This window comes from Limnobacter sp. G6BE5S, from assembly GCF_058448965.1.
In genome coordinates this window covers 226,148-251,669 of sequence record NZ_JBZFLM010000007.1, presented here as the reverse complement: position 1 = coordinate 251,669, position 25,522 = coordinate 226,148, and the positions used below count along the sequence as shown (strand labels likewise).

Here is a 25,522-nt window from a genome sequence, read left to right as displayed (position 1 = left end):
GACTCATGATTTCTCCTTTTCTGGCCAATATTGTTGGCCCAAAAAGCAGAGCTGTCATCTTTTATCCACCTGTCCGAATTTCCGAGGCCTGCTCTTGATTTTGCGATTTTAAAGGTGGACAGCAAATCAAGAGTCGGTTGCAATATGTTGTCAGGCACCGGCAACCACCTGATCATTAAAGGCTTTTCCACAACGCACGATAGCATTTTTGACCTCTAAGACGCCCTCTAGCAATTCCCGGAGCCTATACACGGGAAAACTTTGACCGTTGTATTCAAATGCGCCGATACGAATTCCAACGTATGGTTCCTCGATACCCACATGAAACGAATGACGAACGAGCATCCGGTGTTTAGAGGTATTTATAAAGGCTGAAACGTAACCGAACCAATACGATCCGGCCAGTTTCTCAAGCTCTTGCTTTAGAGGTGAAGCTGGAATTTTCTGGATAACACGGCTGACATCACAACGATGCTCGGGAATTTCACCATTGAGAAGCATTGCGTTTACAAGAAAAGCGAAAACATCGAACATTGCCCGTGTGGAATGGACAACTCCCAGGATGTGAGCTTCGCTAGCAACCTTCGCCAAGTGGTATTCATCTTGCTGAGACGATACGCCGAATACAATCTCGAGATTCTTTCTGCTTCGGGGATTTTCGGCGTCTCCGATTCCATTCATGACATCTCGAGCTCCTTCAAGATGGAACAGAAAAATTTGGGTGTAACGATCAATGGAGTGGACAATATCGAGCAGCACTGCACTATCCGACCGCGAGCCCCGGATGTATTCACGAAGCTGCTTCAAATTCCATTGCGGCTTCACTTAAGTGCCTAACGTTGGAGGTAAGGTGCCGGTACCCAAAAGCGCAGCTTTTCGGCTGTCCCCTTAACCGAGAGGTTATGTTTAAATAAGGCGCTCAAGCTTTGCTGAAACAATACCAAGGGCAATACTGGCGACCGCGCTAAAAAACAGCTTTATGAAAACAGACCGCTTTCTTTCAGAAAATTGCTCAATCAAATTCGAGTCGCCTTTATTGAGTTTGAGGTAGGACAGTATCGGATAGCTATCAATTGCTTCCTCTATCATGCCTCCGATCGCCCCCATAAGTGGGACAAGTATCAATGCTCCACTACCGTATACAACGAAGAACCTAGCCCCGACTTCCGTTGTGGCTGTAGCCGAAAAGTGTGCCGGGATAGATTGAAGCGCAAACCAAGCCAGTAAACCTCCGGCAATTAGCTTTGATATGCCCGGAGCAAAGTGAGACCACCTGCGTAGAACATTGAGCCAATTGATCGGTGGTGTCTTTCTGCATCCCCCCACCCACTCGTCGACTGCCTCAAGAAAGCCCCGGGCAATCACATAGTCGGAATAGTCAACGGTTACTTCAGCGGTGTTAAGCGCGACGATACCGACAAGGTGCGGCCTGACAAAAGATGGGGCCTCCCGTTCTACTTGTTCAAGCATCGCAACTCGAGATGTCAATCGAACAGTTACTGCATATTCTTGAGGCCGCTCTCGACCAGCAGGAATTATGGAGAAGTTGTATTTCAGAACTAGGGTTACTGTCGGGCTGGCTGTATTTGAGTTATACGCCCTGAATCTTTCAAATGACGTGAACTGCTCTTTCCGTTCCTTCTCATGAAAAACGGAGACGACTTCATTAGATGCAACGATGTTGTGCACATCGCAAAGTTGTTTTATTTTGTGGTGGAGCTGTTCGATCTCTGAAAACTCGACAAGCAAATTTTCAGAGTATCTTTTCTTAATTTGCTCTGTTCTGCCTGTGACTTGATGGTAAATGTCTTGGTAAGTTTTTAGCGATACAGGGGCAGAAGCTTCTCCAATTTTTATAACCTCGATATTTCCATCACCGCTATTTGGGTGCTCGATTATTCCACTCACTGAAGTGCTCCTAATCTTGGTTTAGACATAACGCCCGCGTAATAGGCGCGAGCTTGCGAGCGTCCGAATTGACGCGTTTGTTAACTGCATTATTCCGCCGTTACCACTTTACGTCGAAAAGAAGGCACGCCTTCATAATCGAAATCATCGTCAAATAATTCATCGATACGATTTTTGATCACAACATAGTCTTCTCGCGCTCTGCCGCGCGCATAACATTGTCCATTGTTCTCGATTTGTTCCGCCAAATAAATGAGTGAGTCGCGGTCGAATAGGCCGATGTATTTTGGTATTGCTACCTGAAATCTAGTATCTGCTTGATCAAAGCTATAACTAACTGAATAGTATGCTGTCACGATTCGGCAGAATTTTTTCTGCCATTCCTCTGTGTCAGATATTTCTAAAAGAGCGTCGAATTGGCCTGTAGTGAAATTAGGGTGTTCTCCACCTTTTATCCATTCTTCCACATCGTTTCCATGTGCACCTAAATCGGCTTTTATAAACCAGCCCACAGTCTTACCCACGTCAACATTATTTATGCAATGATCAATTTTTAAACGCGCATCCTCGCTTAACAAAGGGTAAATCTGATGGTTATTCGAAAGGTAAAAGACTAAGTAAGATAGTGGCATTCCAGTTGATGCGATATTGCTGTAATAGTCATTGTCACCCTGAACTTCATTGGGGATTGAAGCTATATTCCGATTGGACAAAACCTCCAAAGCATGAAGATTGATTATTCGGTTCTTTTCGCATTCCTCGTTATCTAATTTGAAAACGAGCTTCCACAAAGATCGAAATATACTTATTTCTACAGACCGTGTGGTTCTACTTAGATACCTACTTTCAATATATTTTTTTACTTTTTTTCTATCATTAAGAACGTCAGAAGACTCAGCGAGATCTTCCAATAGCTCCTTCATTATTCGCTGCGTATAAAATGGCGGCTTAATTAGCAGCCCTTCCAAAGTATTTCTCAGGAGAGATCGCACAGTTTCTTTATTTGGTGAATGAAGCTCCCGCTCAGAATTGAGAACTGGATGCGCAGAAAGATGTCTTTGTTTCTGAAGGTAACGCAGATCTTCATACTCGGAAGAATCTAGCAAGTAAGTTTTATCATGAACCTCATCAAGAAGCTTTATTTCCCATGCTGATGACTTGTAGTCCTCATTTTGGATTGTAGTAACTTCTCGAAGAATTTCCTTTGCCGCTGCATCGTCGTATAAATCTATCAAGTTCTGAAGTTTGTAAACGATGTCGCATATAGCTACTGACCACAGCATAACCACAGCGGATCGGTAGTTGCCGTTATTGTACGAGGACAATACCTCTTGAAAGTAGCCCTTTGTTTTACCGTAATGGATTTGCTCTGAAATCCTTTCTAGAGAAAACTCTTGCATTCTTATGTTCCGATTCCTGTATAGCAGTTAACGTTGGAGGGAACGAGCAGCCGGAGCTGCGCAGCAGCTGAGGGAACCCAAAGCGCAGCTTTGGGCTGTCACGTTGACCGAAAGGTTAGAGCTCTGCATGAATTACAGAGAACGCTTTATCTCCCCGCTTATAACCCTGGCGAGGTCCAGCGAAGTGTTGCGGTAAGACGATTAATGATCGCATCTCGCTGACGTGAAAAATCTTCCAGCCAACAAATTCACCAGACCCACTACCGCCAGCGACTTGATAGGCTCGGAGAGCCTCATGTCCCTTACCGTCAACACCAAGTGTATGTGGCTCTACGGTGCGACTATAGCCATCATAAACGAAGGCAATAAGATTTCTATTTTGAATCGCTGCGGGTATTTGCATTAATAGCTCTAACGTTTGATATGAGAGGCTCGACCCGGCTTGCCGGGGCGAGTCCTCTCGATGGAAGGGTTAGGCCGCACCTTCGACATGGGCAGTGAGGCCTTCGACTAAGAATTGCAACTCGGAGGGAAAGCACTGAACTACAGCTTCGTTGCTCGGCGCACCGAGTGCGACCCATAGCGCGCCGAGCTCGGTTTGTTCTTTCAACGTGTAGTTTTCGTAGAGCTCGTAGTGATAGCGTGCGCGCTCGAATACAAATTGCCACCACTCCAGCTTCTCTTCGAGATTCGACAGGTCTGCGTGGCCGGGCATCCTTGCCGACGCTACCTCTAGAACCTTCTTTCGCACGTGACCGGGAAGGCCTAGCCACAGCTTCTTGTAGTTGTGCGAATTCTTCGGTTCTTGGCCAGAGAGAAGGAGTGCGCACTTCAACAGAATCTCAAATCCAAGGATTCGGAGAATTGCCTGCGAGTCGGATCGCGTGTCGAGAGAGCGCGCAAGAACGTCCGCATCGTGCAGCCGATCCTGGGCTTCGTGAAACATGCGATTAACTTGGTCGTTCATGTGCAGCCTAACGTTTGACATGAGGGGAGGTCGAGGGCGATAGCCCTTGGACGTCCGCATCAATGGAAGGGTTAGGCATCACCGCACTCTGTACTTGAAGCTGTGACCGTATCGGCCCATCTGGGTGCCGGCAAAGAATTGATTGCCGACATTGAATAGACGAGGAAGCTGGAGTAACTCGCCGTTTGCGGCTTCCTGCTCATAGAGATGCAGTACCGCAACGAACAGACCCCCAACTGCGTTAAGGCAGTTCTTCAGCGTGGCGCGCTCAAAGTACTGGTCGCGCTGATGCTTTACCTTGTTGTGATCTGACCACCAAAGTGGAGGTTGATTTGCTGTCCAGCTAATCCACGGCTGATGAGTTACGCCATAGCGCGGAAGCTGAGTCTCGAAGTTGATGAAGTTTGGGCAATTCGCACTCACCTCCGCGTGATACATGCCGATGGACGACGCAGCACTGTTTGGATTGAAGCGCTTACACAGAAGCTTCAGAACAACATCGACCTCGGCGCTAGCACCGAGTAGGAGGCGGGCAATCTCAAGCGAGTAGGCGTCATCGTTTCCTGAAAAATCGACATACCTAGATAAACGATCCAGATCCTCTTCTAAGGCGAGGAAATAGTTCCAATGTGCAAAAGCCGCGGCGCGATGAATTGTCACGATCTCTCCTGTGATGCCTAACGTGAAGGTGACCGGCGCCTTGCCGTAACGTGTCCGAGTCGACCGTTCTGTTAGACCGCATCGGCGTCCTGGAAGTAGAAAGCATGACCTGTTGCTGTGAAGAAGAACAAGTCGAGGAACGACGTCCGCCGAATCCATTCAGTGGACAGCTCCGGAGGGGCACCCAGGTTATTGCGTGCGTACTCCGCCGTCCTCCACTGCGATCCGACCTTCGCGTGTGCTCTCCTCTCAGCCTCCTCCTCTGAAGAGGCACGGACCAAACGCGTCGTGTAGAAGCCAATGAGGTCCTGTCCCGAGGCTTGGCTGGGCATGCGGATTCCGGTTCCATGGAGCATGACGCGGTAGTAAGGCATCGGGTTTCTGTGCGGTCTAACGTTGAAGGTAAGGGGCGCGTAGCCAGCTTGCTAGCGGAGCGTCCCGCTTGACCGCCATGTTAGGGGAATGGCTCACATTGCCAGTGATAGTGGCCGGGATAACGGGATTTGTTGTGGCGTTTGTTTTGCTCATGTCAGTCCGAGCCAGAACGTTAAGGCGGCGGAAATTACTGCTGCGAGGACGGTTATGGCGATAGTGCCTAAAGGCTTTTGCCACCAAGCCAGTTCCTCGATGCGGTCGTTTAGAGCAAATAGCACACGATCCCAACGTTGTATGAATTGTGGGTTGTTTGATGTCGGGGTTGAGCGGAGTAGAACATCACGCTCTTTACGAGCTGATGCCACTGGCATTTTTTCAAGCCCGCCGCTTTTAACGATGGATTCAATGCGCTCAAATTCGGATATGTCGCTCATTGATTCCCCTAACTAGTTTTATCGAACAATAACGGCGATATCCATTTATCCGAACATCACTCCTAGAAGCTCCCCAACCAACTGAGCCCTTTGCACATCGCGACGACCAGGAGATAAACTGTACAAATCAACAGTCTAACCAAAGCCCAAAACTCGCCGCGTTTGCTTAATCAATTGCGTACTACGATTCGCTCTAGACACTTTTCCTGTACAGCCGAAGAAGCTTACGTGTACCGGGTTTTGTTTTGCACTCATTTTCCCAACCCACCATGGCTACCGCAGGCCGGTGCCAAAGCCAATAAAGGTATTCGGGATGCAATTTCAATAGTTTCAAAATGTAAATTAATTGGTATGCAACAGCAAGCAAGCTGATCCGTTCACCCTATTTCTTGGGAAGTAAGCAATGCCCAAAGGCCCGCCCAGCCTCGTTGTACGCAACAAGGCAACACGCGCCACCCTGCATTTGCGGGGTAAGCATGCAAAACTGCACCAGGCATGCTCAATAAAATCCAATAATTTTATTGCGCATAAATACGCGTGTAAGAATAAAAAAATATGCTAATAAGCGTTTATACGCGTTTTACAACATCACATTGACTGAAAATATTCAAATTATTACAATACGCTTAATAGCGCGTATAAAATACAATACATTAATTAAAACGCGCAATAACACGTTTTGGGAATAATATAAATTGACTCAAAAAACGCTAGCAGAACTGGAAACCGCTTTGGGCGAAAACCTGAAACAGCTTCGCCTTAGCCGAAACACCGACCAACGCACACTGGCTGAACAAGCCGGTGTCAGTACCCGTGCGCTGCAAAGCCTGGAAAACGGGGAAGGTTCATCATTGCAAACACTGGTGAAGGTTGTTCGCGCCTTGGGGCGTGAAAGCTGGTTCGACACCATTGCACCTGTTGCCACCATTAACCCCATGGCCATGGTGGCCAAAGCAGCACCTCGCCAGCGCGCAAGGCGCAAGGCGCAAGGTGAGTAAGCCATGAATATCAAGAAGAAAACTACCCGCACAAGAAGCAAGGCTTATCAACGCGTGGATCGTGTTGAGGTATTTCTTTGGGGCAAACAAGTGGGCGCGGTAGCACTAGACCCTGTGTATGGCTACTACGCCTTCGCCTACGCACCTGCCTTTCTGAAAACCGGCATTGAACCTGCCCCACTGCAAATGCCTTTGAACAACGGCGATCCGTATTTGTTCACCGACCTGCCAGTTGAAACCTACAAACGGTTGCCTGCCATGCTGGCCGATGCCCTGCCCGATGATTTTGGCAATGCATTGATTGACCGTTACATGGCCGAGCGGGGTTTGTCCAAAAGTGACATTACTGCACTTGATCGCCTGGCCTACATGGGTAACCGCGCCATGGGTGCGCTCACATTCAAACCAAGCCGCGGGCCTTCAAAGCGTGTGGCCACATCAATTGAATTGAGTCGCCTGGTAGAACACGCCAGAAAAGCGGTTACCGGTCAGTTTGACGACGATGAAGATGAATACACCAACGCAGCCTTGCGCAGCATTATTGATGTGGGCACTTCAGCTGGTGGGGCCCGTGCCAAGGCGGTAATTGCCTGGAACCGGAACACTCACGAAATTCGTTCCGGACAAGTGGATACACCGCCAGGGTTCGAACACTGGCTACTCAAATTCGACGGGATGGGCAAAGACAATGAACTGGGTGCATCAGGTGGCTATGGCCGAATTGAATATGCCTATTATTTGATGGCCAAGGCGGCAAACATTGGCATTTCAGAATGCCGCTTGCTTGAAGAAAACGGCCGTGCGCACTTCATGACACGCCGTTTTGACCGGGCTGCAAACAATGTGCGGCATCACATCCAAACGCTGTGCGCATTCAACCACCTGGACTACAAAAAGAAAGGCACGAATGCTTACGCGCAATTATTCGAATGCATTGTGAAACTGCAACTTCCTTATGAACAAAAGGAGGAAGCATTTCGACGCATGGTATTCAATGTAATGGGAAGAAACTGCGACGATCACACCAAGAACTTTTCGTTTTTGCTGAAGGAAGGATCAAGCTGGGAACTGGCACCAGCCTACGACATTACCTTTGCACACAACCCTGAGGGTGAATGGACTCACCAACACTTGATGTCGGTGAATGGAAAATTCAAGAATTTCGCAGAGCTTGATTTGCTGGAAGAGGCGGAGCGCTTTGCAATAGGTTCCGCACCCAGAGTTATTCGAGAGGTTCGCCAAGCCATTGAACGCTGGCCTGAATTCGCATCGCTGGCGGGGGTACCACCTGCTCAGGCAAAAAAAATTAACGAGCAGCTACTGATTCTGTAGCTCCACCAACAGTTAGTTGTCTTTTTTGTTTTTTGTTTTGGCGTACAAGTTTTCTGCCCATTGCGCGGTAGGTTCAGCCGCAGGGGTTTTGCTCTTCCCTACCCTGCGCGCCAACACCACGGCAATTACCAGCACCACAAAAGGCCCCAGCCACAGCACTGCATTTTCCGCGCTGTAGGCGGGCTTGTAGATTACAAATTCGCCATAGCGGTCTTGCATGTAGCTTTTGATTTCTTCGTTGGTTTTGCCCGCACGAATTTGTTCTGCAATTTTTTCTTTCAAGTCCACTGCGAGAGAAGCATGTGAATCTGCCAGCGATTGGTTTTGGCACACCAGGCAGCGCAGTTCGCTGGCAACTTCTTTGTACTGTTCTTTCTCAACTGCATTCAGGTCGTTCACATTCATCGGGAAGCCTCAATGGCGGGCAGTGCCATGCTGTCAAAGTAATCGGCCGGTATGGGGCCTACCTGCTTGTGAATAATGGTGTTGTTGGCGCTCATCAAAAAAGTTTCGGGCACGCCATACACGCCCAATTCAATGCCGTACTGGCCTTGCTGGTCTACCAAAATCAAATCGTAGGGGTTGCCGTATTGCGCAAGCCACCGGCGGGTGTTGGCCAAGTCGTCTTTGTAAGCCAAACCCACCAGCTTTATTTTTTTCTGTTTGGCCAAGGCAATAAAGTGCGGGTGCTCTACCAAACAAGCCTGGCACCACGATGCAAACACATTCAGCACCCATGGCTGGCCTTTTAGGGCATCAATGTTTTGCAGTGTTTGAATGTCGGCAAGCTGCACCGCACCCGCCTCAGGCCCGTTAAAGCTGAGCACAGGCAACACCACAGCTGGTGCAGGTTTGCCAATCAAGGCCGAGGGTAATTTTTTGGGATCAAGCCACAAACCGCGCAGCAAAAACACACCCAGAAACAACAACACCAGAATGGGCAAATAAAGGCGCAAGCGTTTTTTGATCATGCTGCAACCCCTGCTTTTTTGGGGCGATACCGGCGATCAAACACGGTGACCAAACCACCCAATGCCATTAGCGCACAGCCCCACCAAATCAGGTTGATCAAGGGTTTGTAATACAAGCGAACACCCCATGCACCTGCGTTGGTGCTGCTTTGTACTGCATCTCCCAAACCAACATACACATCAGAAAACCAGTCGCTGTGAATGGCTGCTTCGGTCATGATTTGCTCGGAACTTTGATAGCGACGCTTCTCGGGTTCCAGCAAATGGATCACTGTGCCATCACCGCGCGTTAATTCAAACACGCCCAGTGCAGCCACATGATTTTGTCGCTGCACGGAATCAACACCAATAAAAGTGACACGCCATGGGCCAATTTCAGAAGTTTCGCCCGGCTTTAACACAGCATCGGTTTCTGTTTCGAAAGTTTTTACCCAGCTAACGCCCACAACGAACACGGCCACACCCAAATGCGCAAGCACCATGCCCCAGTAGGAAAGTGACAAACGGCGCATGCGATAAAGCAAACCACTTTCAGGCGCAGCGGCACCGGCCTTGCGTGTAGTCACCGCCGCATGAGCCAAAGTGGCCACCGCCATAAACACCGCGCACACCACACCAATGGCCCACAACAGGCTGAAGTGCGCATTGAACAATGCCGCGCCCAGCAAAACCAGCACCGCGACAAACAATGCAACAACGCCTGGCTTTACGTATTGTGCAAGGCGGGTTTCGCGCCAGCGGGAATCGGGGCCCAATGCCATTAACAACACGGCAGGCAGCAGAATGGGGGCAAACATGGCTTCAAAATAAGGTTGCCCCACCGACATTTTTCGCCCACCGATTACTTCGACCACCAAGGGGTAAAGCGTGCCCAACATAACTGCCACAAGTGCCGCGCTCATCAACACGTTATTCGACAACAGCAGCGACTCGCGCCCGGTGGCTTTGAAGTTACCGCCCTGCCCCACCTCGCCTGTTTTAAGCGCATACAAAATGTAGGAAGAACCTACAACGATGAACAACAAGGCAAGAATGAACACACCGCGCTCGGGGTCGGTTGCGAAAGCATGTACCGATGTAAGCACACCGGAGCGAACCAAAAATGTACCCAACAGGGACAAGGCAAAAGTGGTCAGCGCCAGCAGCAAAGTCCAACTGCGCAGTGCACCGCGTTTTTCAGACACGGCCAGCGAGTGAATCAACGCCGTACCGGCCAACCATGGCATCAGGGATGCATTTTCGACTGGGTCCCAAAACCACCAGCCACCCCAACCCAATTCCCGATAAGCCCACCAGCTGCCCAAGGCAATGCCCATGGTCAGAAAGGCCCAGGCCACATTAGTCCAGGGGCGGCTCCAGCGGGCCCAGGTCATGTCGAAACGGCCCTCGAGTAAACCAGCCACGGCGAATGCAAAGGTAACTGCAAAGCCTACATAGCCCATGTACAACAAAGGCGGGTGAATGATCATGCCAATGTCTTGCAGCAGCGGGTTCAAATCCCGACCATCAATGGGTGTGGGGTACAGGAATTCAAATGGGTTGCTGGCGATTAACAGGTAAAGTAAAAACCCCACCAACACCAATTGCAAGGTGGCCAACACGCGCACTTTGAAGCAGGCCGACACCTCGAATTTAGCCCAGGCCACGGCTTGGGTCCAACCTGCAAACATGAGTACCCACAACAAGAATGAGCCCTCGTGCGAGCCCCAACTGGCAGCCACTTTGTAAAACACAGGCAAGGTCAGATTTGAATTTTCAGCCACATTGCGAACTGAAAAGTCGCTGATGACGAAGGAATAAATCAGACCAATAAAGGCAGTGCCCACCAGCCCGGAAACCAGCAACACATTGCGTTGAATCGATTTCAACAAAGGCACTGCCGGGGCATGGTTGTACACACCGCGCACCGCTGCAAAACCGGCCACTGCACCGAACAAGGCCAACACCGTGGCCAAGGCAAGGCTAAATTGCGAAATAAGCGCGATCACTCTTGCACCCCTGGCGGCATGTAATCTTCATCGTGTTTGGCCAACACTTCACTGGCCACAAAAGTTGTGCCGTCCCATTGGCCATCGGCCACCACACCAGTGCCTTCTTTGAACAAATCAGGAACAATGCCATTGAATTCAACCGGCACCTTGTTATTCAAATCGCTGACTACAAAACGTACTTTCAATGAGTCGGCCTCGCGTTGAACGCTACCCGTTTCAACCATGCCGCCCAAGCGATACGTTTTCTCGCCCTTGGGCACATCGCCGCTGAGTATCTGGGTGGGGGTGTAGAAGAAAACCAGGTTGTCGTTGAACACTTTGACCAAGGCGATACCAAAACCCAAAGCAACCACCACAATGGCTGCCAGCCAGGCGGCCCTGTGTGCGCGTGCGTTACTCATTGCCTGCCCCCTTGCCAAGTTTTGCCATTCGATTGGCGCGCTTTTGTTCACGAACCAAGTCGGTTTTGCTGGGGCCAGCACGACCGGCCAACAACCCATCCAAACCCAAAACCAACAGGCTTAAAACCACACAAACCCAAATTGTTTGCCATGCATCAAGATTCATTGCTTTTGCCTTTTACCCGTTAAAGCCAACGCCGTTGTACCAACAAACGCCGCGCACGGTTCAACACCGTGCTGGCACAAATCAACCAGAAGCCCAACACGCTAAGCCACATGCCCATGGCAATGTCGGGGTGAATTCGGTTGCCACTCATCGACACGCTGTAGCCTTGATGAAGCGTATTCCAGAAAACCACCGAGAGGTAAATCAGTGGAATATTGACTGCGCCAATCAACAAGCCCACTGCCAGCACGCGATCGGCCTTGGCGGGGTTGGTGGTCAATTGGCCCAGGGCAATCAGGCCCAGGTAAATAAACAGCAACAAGAGCTCGGAAGTCATTCTTGCATCCCAAACCCAGTAGGTGCCCCAGGTCGGTTTGCCCCAAAGCGCGCCGGTGATCAAGGCCAAGGCCGTCATCCAGGCCCCGGTGGGCAGCAGTGCCCGCATCATGACGGCGGACACATCGCTGCGATACACCCAATTCAAACCAGCATACCCACAGGCCACCAGGTACAAGAACATTGACATCCAGGCTGCGGGCACATGCACGTAAATGGCGCGGTAAACCTCGCCCTGCTGCACATCCACTGGCGCGAGGAAAAGCCCCGTGTACAAACCAAAACCCAGCAACAGCCCACCGGCAGCGAGCAGCCACACCCAAAGCCAACTGGCCAGGGCGTGAAATTTGGGGGGTGAAGCCAACTGTGCAAACATCGCTATTCCTGAATTAAAGCAACAAGGCGCTTGGCCACAAACGGCCCCAGCAAACAACCCAACATACCCAGGCTTGCCAACACGGCAAGCGGTGCAACGGCTGTGCGGCCCACCCCCCCCGCCTGGCTGGCTTCAAGCCCGAAAATCAGCACGGGCACCAGCAACGGCAAGGCAAGCAGGTAGACCAATACAGCACCGCCGCGGGTCAACATCACCAAAAGCGCGATCAAGCCCAACAAAGGCGCCACCGCCCAAATGCCCGCAATCAACGCGCAAACAAGTTCAAGGGTTTGTACACCGGTCAAACCCAGTTGCAGTGCAACCAGGCCGGTCACGGGCACCAACACCAGTGCCTGGCACAAGGCCAGAAAAACAACCCGCATCAGCCAATAAAACGCAATGTTGTCTGCGTTAAGGTTGGCCACAAAACCCAGCCAGCCTGCACGGTGATCCTCGGCAAACCAGTCTTTTGCACCCAGCAACAGCGCGAGCAACAAACTGACCCACACGGCCACTTGCGCAAATTCGGCACTGGGCTTTCCCAATCCAATGCCAAAAAAACTCAGCACCATCCAGTGAAACAAAGCGCCCCACAACAGGGCTTGAGGATTGCCCCAGGCCACCGCCCAGTCGCGCTTGAGCAGCGCAGACAAAGTGACCCTGACAGGAAGTTGGCTCACTTCGGAAGGGGCAAGTGGATCAGCACTTGCAGGTGCGAAGTTACCCACCAAGCCGCCGTGTTCCAGCCAGCCCTCTTTGACCGGGACAAGGCTTAAGTGTTGACTCAACACTGCCGCATCCACATGCGTGGCCATGAACAAGATGCCGCCCCGCTGAAAGTGGATTTCGATGGCCTTGGCCAAGGTGGCCACACCGTCATGATCCAGGGCATTCAAAGGTTCGTCGAGCAGCCAAACCTTGAATTGCCCGGCCAGCAAGGTACACAAACCCAAACGCGCGCGTTGGCCTGAGGACAAGGTACCAATACGCTCGTATTGCCAATTGCTCAGGCCCACCTGTTCAAGCAGTTGCTCAATCTGATTTGAATCGGCCCCAAGGTGGTCCATCACAATTTGAAGATGCGTATCAACGAGCAATTCGTCGCGCAAGCCAAATTCAGGCTTGAACAAAATGCCCTGTCCCGGCAATGCGTTGCTCATCAACCTCAGCAATGTTGATTTGCCCACGCCATTTCCGCCACGAATGACGTTGATTTCACCCGACTTCAATTCGAACTCGATTGGTCCGGACAAAAGCACAGTGGCCGCCTCGAGAGCTGGCGTTTTAACCTGTAATCCGGTCACTGAAAGTGAAACTTGCATCATGGACTTGCCGGAATATCGGGCAAACTCAATTCGACACCAGAGGCCAGTTGATTGCGGGCAAGCGTTCGCCAGGCCGACTCGATATCTCCGACACCGGTTTGCGCCATGCCTTGAATCGACAAGCGCGCTTGGATGTGCACGGTATCTGGCAAATTGCCAACACCACCTTCCTGAATGAAGTCACCAGGCCCCATTCGCACGACCTGCTCACCAGCGATTAACCGGGATGCAGGCACGCGGACCACTGCCAAAGGCATGCCGGGGCCAGCTTGCGCTTTGAGAAACACAAACAAGGCTGAACTGTCGCCAACGCGTTTCAAGACAGCTGCTGGAATGGTGACCGTGACGGCGGTAAGCACGTCTTCAGGCACGGGCTGGCTGGTATTTTTCAGGCTGGCTTGCTGAACCTGACTAAGAAGCTGCCAGTACACCTGCGCTTTGTCTTGGTCACCTGCCTGCTCCGCTGCACTGGCTGCCAGTGCAAGTGCTTTTTCATGCCTTGGATCGCTTTGCAGGGCAGCTGCAATGTACTTTTCTGGCTCGCCAGCCAATTGCCGACCTTGCGCCATGGCGGTCATGTCGGCCAAATCGGCAAGAATGTCCGGATGCCCGGGTGTTAACTCCAACGCTTTTTTCAGGGCACTTGCGCTTTCCTGATAATTGGCCATTGAAGCATGTGTACGCGCCAACAACACCCAGCCACGCAAATCATCAGGCTGCTCTGCAAGTCGCAGTTTAAGGCCAGCCAATCTGTCCTCAAGGCTGGCACCATCACCTGGATGCCCTGCTGAAGCGGTCACTGCCTTATCAACATTGGATACGGCGATGTCGGCAGAATTTCCTTGCGGCCATGTAAAAGCACTGCGGTGTATTGCCCCAATTGAATAAGTGAACAAAACAGCTAGACCCAAGCTGGCAAGAATCAACCAAGGCATGAGTTTGGGCTTGGCCCAGGCGAGACGCTGTGTGGAGGTACCTGCAGGTGCCATGTGTTGCTTGCTTTCGCTGGCCATGCTCAGCCAGTTTTCGATGAGCACCTGCTTGCTGGAATTGTCGAGTGTTGGGTCTGTTTCAATTTCCTGACGTCGATTCAAAAAAGCGCGCCACTCCGGGCTGTCCTCCAGAGTCCCTACCTCGTTCGTGGTTTTTTTCTCATTGGAGAAAAAAAATTCATTCCACGCGAAATACAGGCAAAATACTAGAAAAAACAGGAAGATAAAGCCTACAAAGGCCACGCCAAGACTCAATTGTTAACCCCCAGACATGAAGTAGGGATACTAACATTACCAATGATCACGTAACATTAAAGGCTACACAGAATTAAGCGTAAACCCTGAGCAGCATTACCTCTGACCATTCGCCAAGGCGCTGAACACATGATTCAGGACAACCTGTTTAACTACAAACGATTTGTTTTTCTGAAATGGGCCTTGCTGCTGACCCTCATTTCATCGTTTGCCTACCTTATTGACCAACCAAAAATCAATGCCAATGGTGGCACTTGGCTGGGCTACACCCTGGGAACCATCGGCGCTTTGCTGATTGTCTGGCTGATGTGGTTTGGGGTGCGCAAGCGCCAGTACGCCAATGAAACAGGTAACTTGCGCGGCTGGGTTTCAGCACATATTTATTTGGGTTTGGCTTTGTCTGTAGTAGCCACATTGCACACGGGTTTTCAAATCGGCTGGAACATTCATTCACTGGCCTATGTGCTGACCATGGCCACCATTGGCACAGGTGTATGGGGCTTAAGCTTTTACCTGCGCTACCCCACAGAAATGTCGAATGTGTTGAACCGCCAAAGCCCCGAACAAATTGTGGGACAAATTCAAACGCTTGATCGCGAGGCGCAAAAACTGCTTAAAAACACGACCGACATGGTTACCCGCATCGTCAATGCCTCGCTGAATCAACACATTTTTTCCACTCGCAGAAATCAACGCAAAGGAACTGTGAAAGACTGCGCCACCGAAAAAGCGGTTCATTATTTGCAGCAGGAAATGACGCGAATTGACGGACTTTCTGACATTTACGGAAATCAGGTTCAGCGCCTGCGCGCCTTGAAACAGCTACGCCGGTATTACCACATGCGTTATTGGCTTGAACTCTGGCTGTCTTTCCACGTTCCCTTGTCGTTTGGGTTGCTGGCAGCACTGATCGCACACGTGCTTTCTGTTTTCATTTACTGGTAAGCGAACATGGCAGAACAAGAAAAAAGCCCGCTTCAACGTGAGCAACTGGCATTGCAAAAGCCCTTGGGGTTAAAACGCCCCCTGTCGTGGATTCTTTTTGTCCCTATTCTTTTCGCGTTTTTGATTTTGCCTTTAGTGGCCATGCAGGCACCTGAATTGTTTGGTGTTGAACAAACAAGTACGAACAAAGATCCACAAACGGTTCGCGCTGAAAAATTGCCCTTAAACGCACACCCGAGCCTTCAAAACACCGCGGCCCCAAACACACGCAACGCCACGGCTCTGGCACTCGATTCAATTTGGAACCCAGGTCCGCTTGCGTCTGCTCATTCGAATCTGGAGGGCGATTGTCAGGCCTGCCACGCCGGTGATTTTTCCCGTGTGAAAGATGAAAGCTGCATGGTGTGCCACAGCAATATGGGCTTGCATGTGGCCGAACAAACCTTGCCGAACACTTCATTTGAAGAAGGCCGCTGCGCCAGTTGTCACCGTGACCACAAGGGCCGTGAAAGCCTTGCCGAACAGAATAAACATTTTGTGGGTGCCGACTGTGCTGCTTGCCACACAGACATAAAAACCGTTGCCCCAAAAACAGAAACTCTTGCAGTCAGCGACTTTGCGGGCGACAAACACCCTGCATTTCGAATTACTGTTGCCACAGGTCCTGAACCCACTGATTTGCGTAGAATTCGCATGGTGGCAAATACACCAGTTGTCGAAAAAACCAGCCTGAAGTTTCCGCACGATGTTCACCTTGACCCCAAAGGAATCGACAGCCCAAGCAAGAAGGTGGTGATGAAATGCGCCAACTGCCACGAGCCCGCAGACACGGCAACCGGCTTTAAAAAACTAAGCATGGAAAGCCACTGCCTGGACTGTCACAAACTGAGTTTCGAACCAGCTTTGCCTGATCGCCAGGTTCCCCACGGACCTGTTGACGCCGTACTCAGCACTGTTGAGGAGTTTTACAGTTACCTTGCCCTTCATCCCGAAGAACGCAACAAAGTGAATGCTCAACGCGCTGTATTGCGCGCTCGCCCTGGCGAGAAAAACCCCAACAGGTCCAACCTGCGAAACCTGAGTGGCAATCCGCGTGCACAGGCTGCTTTTGCAACGGTGGAATTGTTTGAAAATACGGCTTGTGCCGTGTGCCACCAGGTAAAAGCTGTGGATGGTTTGGGCAACACCAAAACCTCGGGCTCTAGAATGCCGCAGTACCAAATTGCCGACATCAACCCAACGCATCCGTGGATGCCAATGGCCAAATTCGACCACAAGGCCCACGAATTTGAAAGCTGTGAGAGCTGCCACAAGGCAAGTCGATCCGAAGAAGCCAGCGATGTACTAATGCCTTCAATAGAAGGCTGCCAAACCTGCCACGCTGGCAGCAAACCCGTGATGAACAAAGTGCAATCCAACTGTGGCGTTTGCCACGAATACCACATACACAACAAAGAAGTGGCAGCGAAGTAAAAACGCCATTCGACGCAGTAACTTGAGTAGACAGACCAGCAGTGAACTGGGGGCGCACAGGCAAGTGGGCCCATTGAACAACAAAGATGAGCGAGTTAGAAGTCGATGCGTACACGCACACACGCCGTGAATGGCGTTAAACAATTCAAACGAATTGCAATGGGAGTTGCCGTTTGTTTGGCCGCACCTTTGATTCTGGTGTCGTGCGGAGGCGGGGGCGGTGGTGACGGCCCGGCCTCCACCACGCCAAGTTTCAACGTTGAGCCTTTGGGAACACAGAGCCTGTCCATCGCAGAGATCAACGACATCGTGAGTCGCGCGATACAGGCTTCCATTTCACGGGGCGTGCAATCCACCATTGCTGTCACGGACCGCGTTGGAAATGTGTTGGCTGTGTATCGAATGACCAACTCCAGCCCCAGCGTAATTATCACCAGTGGATTGAGTGGTGCCGACGGGAAGGGGCTGGACGGATTCACCCCGGTGCCCAGCGAACTGGCTGCAATTGCCAAAGCAATTACCGGCGCTTACCTGTCGTCTACAGGCAACGCATTCAGCACCCGAACCGCCAGCCAGATTGTTCAGGAGTTTTTTCAACCGGGTGAAACAGGTCAGCCCAGCGGTCCGCTGTATGGTGTGCAGTTCAGTCAACTGCCCTGCTCTGACCTGAATGTGTGGCTTTCTCAGAACTCAACGATTGGACCCAAACGTTCACCATTGGGCTTGTCTGCAGACCCAGGTGGATTCCCGATTTATCAGGAAGGACGTGTAGTGGGTGGAATTGGCGTGATCGCATCGACCGATGCCGGTACACAAGGCGTGTATGGACTCGATCGCGACATTCTTACCAACGAAGTCGACCTTGAAGAAGAAATTGCGTTTGCTGCACTTCCTGAGGCATTCCGTGCGCCTGAGCAAATACGTGCCAACCGGATTACTGCAAACGGTCAAACATTCCAGTTTTCCAACTCCACGCCCGCAGAGGCAGGGGCTGCTTCTTTGGCAGGCAATGGCAATTTTGTGGCAGTGACCGGCTACAAGGCAGCCGCCGGTGTGATCGCAGGAACCTCTTACGGCAACAGTCAATCGGGATACGTGGCGACCACAGCACCCGCTTTCAATGGCCTTGACACCTTTACCTTGATCACCAACCCGGCAGATAACACCTCGGTGCGTTTTCCGCCAATCGCTGGTGGCAATCTAACGCAGCCCGAGGTTCAAAATATTCTGGTTGAAGGGATGAAAATTGCCAACCGGGCCCGGGCGCAAATTCGCATACCGTTGGGTGCAGCGGCACAGGTCACGGTGAGCGTGGTTGACACGACTGGCGAGGTGCTTGGCTTGGTGCGTTCTTCTGATGCGCCAATTTTTGGTACCGATGTTGCCGTTCAAAAAGCACGTTCGGCACTCGCATTCAGTTCAGCCGAGGCATTGACGGATTTCACGGCAATTGATGCGGGCAACCATGCCGCCTTTGCCAATGCCATGAACACATTTTTCTCGCAGACTTCGAACGCATTAAACGGTTCAGCCGCCTATTCGGCACGTGCAATCGGCAACGTGCATCGGCCCTATTTTCCTGACGGTGAGGTTGGCACACCCAAAGGCCCCCTGTCGTCTCCAATTGCTGAGTGGAGCCCTTTCAACGTTGGTTTTCAACTGAATATTGTGACTAACAAGGTGCTGGGAACCTTGACCGCAACCACGCGCGTAGCGAATCAGTTTTCACCACCCGCGGCGCTGACCTGTGTGGATGATGGAAACATACCCGCAGGGCGGCAAAGCCGCTTTGCCAATGGAATTCAAATTTTCCCGGGCGGTTTTCCGATTTACAAAGGCGACACATTGGTGGGTGCTGTGGGTGTATCGGGTGACGGTGTGGACCAAGACGATATGGTGGGCTACCTGGGTGTAATCAATAGTGCAGCGGCTGTGGGAAGCACAATGCGCCCATTTCCATCCACCTTGTTGACTGCCAACGAGTTGTCAAATTCTGGCGAATTCCTGAAATACGTGCAATGCCCTCAGACTCCGTTCAACAACAGCAGTGAACAAAACGTGTGCCCAACACCATGAGCAAAAAGAACAACAACATAATGCGTTTAAAACCCTTGGCTGTCGGGCTGACTCTGGCAGGCCTGTTGCCCCTGCCAGCCATGGCGCAAATTCGGGCAGACATTCGAAGCGACACCAAACCAGATGTTGTTGCGCAAGTCACAGAGACCGTTGAGAAAGTGGGTCGCAAAGTAGCGGGTATTCCAGAGCTTGATGAACTGGACAACGCTGAACGCCCTTTGGTGTTGCTGCAGGTGTTTGACAACCGAAGTATTGTCTATTCGAAACCGAACTCGGATTCGCGTGCAATTGGTGAGTTTTTCAAAGGGCAACTGGTGGATGCCTTTGAAGAAAAAAATGGATGGTACCGTGTCCGAATTCAAGACAGCCTACTAGGCAGCACGGATGGCTGGGTGCAACAAGGTACAGGTCAATATGGCGAACAATCCCTGGGTATTTTTGCGCCCAGAGCGTTTTCTGCCGATGTGCTGCAAGACCAGGCGGGCACGGGTATTCGCCCTTCGCAAAATGCAACGCCTGGCTTGGTGCCACAAGCCTTACCCCAAACACCCCAGGTTCAACGCGCCATTCCTGGCCGCGACACCCCCATTGTGCCGCGCGACATTGCCATTCCGGTCATCGACCCTAGCCAGGTGCCCCCACCCTTGCCCAACCTGCCACGCGAAACCGTGGCAGTGCCCGATCGCTGGCGGATCATGCAATCGCTGGGCTTCAAGTTTCCCTTGTACGACCCTTACAATCAAAACGTGATCAAGGGCGACCTGCCGGTGTTGCAAAACACATTGGGTCCTGACTGGTTTTTTAACCTGGGCATTATTGCTGACACGCTTTACGAACAACGCAACTTCCCGGTGCCTGTGCCCCCGGCAACTTCTACTACCAGTGGGCAAGCGAATATTTTTGGTAATGGCGAGCAGTCCATTTTTGCGCACAACCTGATCGTGAGTTTGTCACTGACCAAGGGCAACACCACATTCAAACCACCCGATTACGAATTCCGTTTAACACCGGTATTCAACTACACCGATGTGCGGGTGAATGAAGACCGCTTGCTGAAAATCTCATCCTCTTCAGGCGATGTTCGCCGCGAAGGCTTTGTGGGTATTCAGGAAGCATTTGTGGATGTGCACTTGCGAAACGTATCCGATCGATACGACTTCGACAGCCTGCGCGTGGGTATTCAGCCTTTCATCAGCGATTTCCGCGGCTTCCTGTTTCAGGACCTGCCCATGGGCATTCGCCTGTTCGGCAACCGCAACAACAACATTTATCAATACAACATTGGCTACTTCAAGCGGGTTGAAAAAGACACCAACAGTGGCCTGAACGACATTCGCCAAGACCTGCGCGACGATGATTTTTTTGTCGCCAACCTGTACAGGCAAGACTTCCCGTTCTTGGGCTTCACCAGCCAGGTTTCGTACATTCACAACCGCAATGATGAAGACGGCCAACGGTACTTTGATGCGAATGGCTTTTTGGCGCGCCCTTCCTCGCTGGGTGATCAAAAGCCGTTTGGCTACCACGTGGATTATTTTGGACTCAGCGGTGACGGCCACTATGGGCGGCTAAACATTACAACCTCGACCTACTACGCCACGGGTAAAACAGATCGCCACCCACTGGCCCAACGTGAACAGAACATTGACGCGCTCTTTCACGCCACAGAGATTTCACGCGACTTCGACTGGTTCCGCCTGCGCGGCAGTTTCCTGTATGCATCGGGCGATAAAGATCCGTTCGACGGCAAAGCGGAAGGCTTCGATGCAATTTTCGAAAACCCCCAGTTTGCAGGGGCAGACACCAGCTTCTTCATCCGTCAAAATATTCCTTTGGTCGGTGGTGGTGGCGTGTTTTTATCGGGTAGAAATGGCCTGTTGCCATCCTTGCGTTCAAGCAAGGAACAGGGGCAATCAAATTTCATTAACCCAGGCCTGTGGTTGGTGGGGGTTGGTGCCGATATTGATGTGTTGCCCGAACTTCGTTTGGTTGCCAATTTGAACAAGCTGGAATTTGACAACACCAATGTGCTCGGTACTTTGCGCCAACAACGCCCGCCTTCGACTGATTTGGGTATTGATGCATCGGTGGGTTTTCAATACCGCCCATTCTTTTCCCAAAACATTGTTGTGAACGGCTCATTTGCCAAACTTTTGCCGGGCAAGGGTTACAAAGAACTGTTCCCCGAAGATGAAGATCCTTACTCGTTTTTGTTCAACGTGATTTTAAGTTTTTAAAGCAGGTTGTTTGTTGATGAATTTGAATAATGCCAAAGCAGCGCAAGCCAAACCAGCCAACCAGTTCCGTTGGCAGGGGTGGCTTTCTGCGCTCGGTTTCGCGCTGTTATTCAGCGCGGGTGTGGCCCATTCAGCAAGCGACAATTTGCCAGAGAAAAGCTACACCATGGCGCCAGCTGCACCGGAGCGCCAAACCGCACAACAGGCCTTTGCAAAAACCGAAGGCTGCATGAGCTGCCACACGCAAACCGACCAGCACACCATGCATGCCAACCCAGGTGTGGTCATTGGTTGTACCGATTGCCACGGTGGTGATGCCACAGTAAAGTGGAATGGGCCGGAGCAAAAGCAAGGTACGCTTGCCTACGACCACACACGCGCTGCACGCGAAAAAGGGTTTGCACCCGAATACCGCGCTGCGCTGGACAAAGCCCACATTGCACCCCGCAACGAAAAGTTCTGGAACTACCCTTCTTCGGCCAACCCCAAGCGTTCTTATTCCAAACTGAACAAAGAACACCCAGCCTACATCCGGTTTATCAACCCTGGTGATTTGCGCGTGGCGCGCGAGGCTTGCGGCGCATGCCACCTGCCGGTGATTCAAGCGCAAGAACGCAGCTTGATGAGTACGTCGGCCATGCTGTGGGGCGGTGCTGCCTACAACAACGGCATATTGCCTTACAAACGTTACATTCTGGGCGAAGCGTATACGCAAGATGGTCAACCCGGTTTGTTGAAAAATCCGGTGGAAGCGAACAACGAACTGTTTGTACACAAAGGCATTTTGAATGAACTTGCCCCGCTGCCCGCTTGGGAAACCGCCCCACCCGGTGACGTTTTCCGGGTGTTTGAACGTGGCGGAAAGGTAATCAACAGTATTTTTCCGGAAGTGGGTTTGCCCAACGTGCTGGGTCAGATTCAGCGCCTGGATGAACCGGGCCGGCCAGACATTAAACAATCGAACCGTGGCCCCGGCACAGGCCAACGCATTGCGGTGCCGTTGATCAACGTGACCAAAACCCGCCTGAATGACCCACACCTTTGGTTTTTGGGCACCAACGAACAACCGGGCGATTACCGTTCATCGGGCTGCACAGGTTGCCACACGGTGTACACCAACGACCGCGACCCCAGGCACGCAGGCCCCTACGCCAAGTTTGGTCACGACGGCACCACACAAACCATCGACCCCACCATTGCGAAAAATGAAAGTGGCCACCCGGTGAAACATGAATTCACCCGCGCCATTCCAAGTTCGCAGTGCATGGTGTGCCACATGCACCAGCCCAACGTGTTTGTGAACAGTTATTACGGCTACATCATGTGGGATTACGAAAGCGATGCGCCGCACATGTGGCCGGAAAAGCAGCGTTACCCCACCGATTCTGAAATGCGTGAAATTCTGGACCGCAACCCCGAAGAAGCAGCAGTGCGAGGCAAGTGGAGCGACCCGGAATTCCTGAAGAATGTTTCAACGCTGAACAGCAAATTGAAAGACACCCAGTTTGCGGATTACCACGGCCACGGCTGGAACTTCCGTGCCGTGTTCAAACGCAACCGCAAGGGTGCATTGCTGGATGCGCAAGGCAACATTGTTGCCGACGACGACCCCAAAAAATTCGACAAGGCGGTGCATTTAAGCTCGATTCACCTGGACGTGGGCATGCACTGCGTAGACTGCCACTTTGCTCAAGACATGCACGGCAACGGCCATATTTATGGTGAAGTGGCTGCGGCTGTTGAAGTGGATTGTGCCGACTGCCACGGCACGGCCACCAAATACCCCACGCTGCGCACCAGCGGGCCAGCCGCGCCCCCCAGCGGCACCGATTTAACCCAATTGCGTACGCAAGACGGCCGCAAGCGGTTTGAATGGCGCGATGGCAAGTTGTACCAGCGGGCGGCACTGGACCCCGACAAAGAATGGGAAATGAGCCTGGTCAAAGACAATATGAACCCGGCCCACCCGGAATACAACGCCAAAGCCGCACGCGCCAAACTGATGGGCGCAGGCGCGGAAGGACAAGACGGAAAATGGGGCCCGGGCGTGAAAGAACTGGCGCACGACAACGACAAGATGACCTGCTTTACCTGCCACCTAAGCTGGACCACCAGTTGCGCGGGTTGCCACTTGCCGATTCAGGCCAACTGGAAAACCGAACGCTTGCACTATGAGGGCGGAGAAACACGGAACTACGCCACTTACAACCCGCAAGTGGCTCGCGATGACATGTTTCAGCTTGGCGTGCATGGGCCTGTAAAAGGCAATCGCATTGCGCCAATTCGCTCCAGCTCAGCCTTGATTCTTTCGTCGATGAACGCCAACCGCGAACGCATTTACATTCAGCAGCCGCCGATTGCTGCCAGCGGTTTTTCATCGCAGGCATTCGCACCACATTACCCACACACCGAGCGCAAAGAAGAAACCAAAACCTGTAGCGATTGCCATTTGTCTCGCGAAGATGACAACAACGCCATCATGGCGCAACTGCTTTTGCAGGGCACCAACTTCGTGAACTTCATTGGTTTCAATGCCTGGCTGGGTGGCAGCGAACACATTGCTGCAATTACAGTGACCGAATGGGATGAACCCCAAGCCGTGTTGGGCAGTTACCTGCACAAATACGCCTACCCCGATTATTACCAAAACCACTTGAACCGCAAGCGCGAACTGGCCGACACCGTGGTGCCAGCGTTAATGGACCACGCCACCAAGGGTGTGGCCAGTTGCATTCAGTTGCGTGGCGAGTACGTGTTTGTGGCCGAAGGCAAAGGCGGCTTCCGGGCCTACGACGCGGCCAGCGTGGCCAACAAGGGCTTTGGTCAGCGTGTAATTACGGCACCATTCAGCCCACTGGGGCACGACACCCATGTGGCCAGCAAAAATGCCACCTGCATGGCCTTGCCCACCAACCAGCCCATCAACCCCGAGAAAAACCAGGGCGATTTGATGCGCATTACCAATATGGAACAGCCCTTCCACCCCATCTACAACTACGCTTTCATCACCGACAGTGAAGAAGGCTTGATTGCGGTGAATGTGAATACGCTGGCCGATGGCGAACCGCGCAACAACTTCTTTGAACGCGCTGTGACCTGGAATGAAAACGGGGTGTTGAATGGCGCAAGCCACATTGCGCTGGGCGGGCATTACGCCTACATCACCACGCCCAAGGGCCTGGTGTTTGTTGATATCAACGACCCGCTAAAACCAAGGCACATCACCACCCTGCCCTTGCAGGACGCACGCGCCACAGCGGTGCAATTCCGTTACCTGTTTGCCACCACCGCCAAAGGGCTGGAAGTGATCGACATTACCCACCCTGAAAAACCGGAACACACTGGCGCAGTAGTGCCCATGGCCGATGCGCAACGCGTGTACCTGGCCCGCACCTACGCCTATGTGGCTGCGAAAAAACAGGGCTTGGTGATCGTGGACATAGAGCGCCCGCGCAAGCCTGTGATGTACCAACAATTTACTGCTGACGGCCAACTGAATGACGCGCATGATGTGGTGGTGGGTTCTACCAATGCATCCCTGTTTGCCTATGTGGCCGACGGTGTGAACGGTTTGAAAGTATTGCAACTGACCTCGCCAGATACGCAGCCCAGGTTTTACGGCTTTTCGCCTGCGCCCATGCCTGAATTGATTGCATGGCGCAAAACGCCAAGCCCGGCTTTGTCCATATCAAAAGGTTTGGACCGCGACCGCGCTGTCGATGAAACCGGCGGGCAAATTGCTGTGTTTGGCCGCATTGGTTCTCGCCCTTTCACACGCAAGGAAATGGAAGCGTTTTACCTGCGGGCCGATGGCCGCTTGTGGACGGTGACCGACAAAGTTGAAAAGGAAAACTACTTGCCCAAGCCCAAAGTGAATTCAGTGGCTTTCAGAAAGGATTAAGCC

The 25,522-nt window shown here is 51.9% G+C and carries 22 protein-coding genes; 7 read left to right on the top strand and 15 right to left on the bottom strand.

Features of this window, described 5'->3' with window-relative positions:
* Nucleotides 1-150: 150 nt before the first annotated feature.
* From ACVL1J_RS14120 to ACVL1J_RS14090, 7 genes are all read right to left on the bottom strand, one after another.
* Nucleotides 151-825, bottom strand: a complete 675-nt coding sequence (locus ACVL1J_RS14120) for a hypothetical protein (RefSeq protein ID WP_491665439.1) — start codon at nt 823-825, stop codon at nt 151-153.
* 81 nt (nt 826-906) lie between these two features.
* Nucleotides 907-1,908 carry a hypothetical protein gene (locus tag ACVL1J_RS14115; protein ID WP_394672577.1) on the bottom strand — a complete coding sequence of 334 codons (1,002 nt, stop codon included), beginning with the start codon at nt 1,906-1,908 and terminating at the stop codon, nt 907-909.
* Nucleotides 1,909-1,997: 89 nt separating this feature from the next.
* Entirely contained in the window at nt 1,998-3,308 is a 1,311-nt protein-coding gene (locus ACVL1J_RS14110; RefSeq protein ID WP_394672578.1) for a hypothetical protein, read from the bottom strand.
* Between the two features lie 472 nt (nt 3,309-3,780).
* Nucleotides 3,781-4,275, bottom strand: a complete 495-nt coding sequence (locus ACVL1J_RS14105) for a hypothetical protein (protein WP_394672579.1) — start codon at nt 4,273-4,275, stop codon at nt 3,781-3,783.
* Nucleotides 4,276-4,353: 78 nt separating this feature from the next.
* Nucleotides 4,354-4,935: a hypothetical protein gene (locus ACVL1J_RS14100; RefSeq protein WP_491665438.1), complete on the bottom strand. Its 582-nt coding sequence runs from the start codon at nt 4,933-4,935 to the stop codon at nt 4,354-4,356.
* Nucleotides 4,936-5,006: 71 nt separating this feature from the next.
* Entirely contained in the window at nt 5,007-5,267 is a 261-nt protein-coding gene (locus ACVL1J_RS14095; protein WP_394672581.1) for a hypothetical protein, read from the bottom strand.
* A 192-nt stretch (nt 5,268-5,459) separates the two neighbouring features.
* The gene (locus tag ACVL1J_RS14090; RefSeq protein ID WP_394672582.1) at nt 5,460-5,744 is read right to left on the bottom strand and encodes a hypothetical protein; all 285 of its coding nucleotides are present in this window, start codon (nt 5,742-5,744) and stop codon (nt 5,460-5,462) included.
* A 695-nt stretch (nt 5,745-6,439) separates the two neighbouring features.
* Between ACVL1J_RS14090 and ACVL1J_RS14085 the strand changes: the two genes are divergently transcribed.
* Nucleotides 6,440-6,742, top strand: coding sequence for a helix-turn-helix domain-containing protein (locus ACVL1J_RS14085; RefSeq protein WP_491665437.1), 303 nt, complete (start codon nt 6,440-6,442; stop codon nt 6,740-6,742).
* Nucleotides 6,743-6,745: 3 nt separating this feature from the next.
* Nucleotides 6,746-8,074: a type II toxin-antitoxin system HipA family toxin gene (locus ACVL1J_RS14080; protein ID WP_491665436.1), complete on the top strand. Its 1,329-nt coding sequence runs from the start codon at nt 6,746-6,748 to the stop codon at nt 8,072-8,074.
* Nucleotides 8,075-8,086: 12 nt separating this feature from the next.
* Here the strand turns inward: ACVL1J_RS14080 and ACVL1J_RS14075 are convergent, their stop codons facing one another.
* From ACVL1J_RS14075 to ACVL1J_RS14040, 8 genes are read right to left on the bottom strand one after another with little or no spacing between them, the layout of a single operon-like run.
* Complete coding sequence (locus ACVL1J_RS14075; protein ID WP_491665435.1) at nt 8,087-8,479, bottom strand: cytochrome c-type biogenesis protein; 393 nt, start codon at nt 8,477-8,479, stop codon at nt 8,087-8,089.
* On the bottom strand, nt 8,476-9,045 hold the full coding sequence (locus ACVL1J_RS14070) for a DsbE family thiol:disulfide interchange protein (RefSeq protein WP_491665434.1): 570 nt from the start codon (nt 9,043-9,045) through the stop codon (nt 8,476-8,478). Before ACVL1J_RS14070 ends, ACVL1J_RS14075 begins: the two co-directional genes overlap by 4 nt.
* Nucleotides 9,042-11,033 (bottom strand): heme lyase CcmF/NrfE family subunit, encoded by a 1,992-nt coding sequence (locus ACVL1J_RS14065; RefSeq protein ID WP_491665433.1) that lies wholly within the window; start codon nt 11,031-11,033, stop codon nt 9,042-9,044. The genes ACVL1J_RS14070 and ACVL1J_RS14065 overlap by 4 nt, the downstream gene beginning before the upstream one ends.
* The gene (gene ccmE / locus ACVL1J_RS14060) at nt 11,030-11,437 is read right to left on the bottom strand and encodes a cytochrome c maturation protein CcmE (protein ID WP_159571281.1); all 408 of its coding nucleotides are present in this window, start codon (nt 11,435-11,437) and stop codon (nt 11,030-11,032) included. The genes ACVL1J_RS14065 and ccmE overlap by 4 nt, the downstream gene beginning before the upstream one ends.
* On the bottom strand, nt 11,430-11,603 hold the full coding sequence (locus ACVL1J_RS14055; RefSeq protein WP_159571284.1) for a hypothetical protein: 174 nt from the start codon (nt 11,601-11,603) through the stop codon (nt 11,430-11,432). Before ACVL1J_RS14055 ends, ccmE begins: the two co-directional genes overlap by 8 nt.
* A 19-nt stretch (nt 11,604-11,622) precedes the next feature.
* Nucleotides 11,623-12,315: a heme ABC transporter permease CcmC gene (gene ccmC / locus ACVL1J_RS14050; protein ID WP_341238210.1), complete on the bottom strand. Its 693-nt coding sequence runs from the start codon at nt 12,313-12,315 to the stop codon at nt 11,623-11,625.
* A 2-nt stretch (nt 12,316-12,317) separates the two neighbouring features.
* Nucleotides 12,318-13,640: a heme exporter protein CcmB gene (locus ACVL1J_RS14045; protein ID WP_341238209.1), complete on the bottom strand. Its 1,323-nt coding sequence runs from the start codon at nt 13,638-13,640 to the stop codon at nt 12,318-12,320.
* Nucleotides 13,637-14,887 carry a tetratricopeptide repeat protein gene (locus ACVL1J_RS14040; protein ID WP_491665432.1) on the bottom strand — a complete coding sequence of 417 codons (1,251 nt, stop codon included), beginning with the start codon at nt 14,885-14,887 and terminating at the stop codon, nt 13,637-13,639. Before ACVL1J_RS14040 ends, ACVL1J_RS14045 begins: the two co-directional genes overlap by 4 nt.
* Nucleotides 14,888-15,016: 129 nt before the next feature.
* On the opposite strand from ACVL1J_RS14040, the gene ACVL1J_RS14035 reads away from it, so the two are divergent.
* The 5 genes from ACVL1J_RS14035 (at nt 15,017) to ACVL1J_RS14015 (ending at nt 25,519) form a co-directional block, all read left to right on the top strand.
* A complete protein-coding gene (locus tag ACVL1J_RS14035; protein WP_341238118.1) occupies nt 15,017-15,832 on the top strand; it encodes a hypothetical protein in 816 nt (271 codons plus the stop codon).
* Between the two features lie 6 nt (nt 15,833-15,838).
* A complete protein-coding gene (locus ACVL1J_RS14030; RefSeq protein ID WP_341238117.1) occupies nt 15,839-17,305 on the top strand; it encodes a cytochrome c3 family protein in 1,467 nt (488 codons plus the stop codon).
* Between the two features lie 105 nt (nt 17,306-17,410).
* Complete coding sequence (locus ACVL1J_RS14025; protein WP_491665431.1) at nt 17,411-19,381, top strand: GlcG/HbpS family heme-binding protein; 1,971 nt, start codon at nt 17,411-17,413, stop codon at nt 19,379-19,381.
* A 20-nt stretch (nt 19,382-19,401) separates the two neighbouring features.
* Nucleotides 19,402-21,618 (top strand): SH3 domain-containing protein, encoded by a 2,217-nt coding sequence (locus tag ACVL1J_RS14020; protein ID WP_341238115.1) that lies wholly within the window; start codon nt 19,402-19,404, stop codon nt 21,616-21,618.
* A gap of 16 nt (nt 21,619-21,634) precedes the next feature.
* The gene (locus ACVL1J_RS14015) at nt 21,635-25,519 is read left to right on the top strand and encodes a hypothetical protein (protein ID WP_491665430.1); all 3,885 of its coding nucleotides are present in this window, start codon (nt 21,635-21,637) and stop codon (nt 25,517-25,519) included.
* Nucleotides 25,520-25,522: the final 3 nt, after the last annotated feature.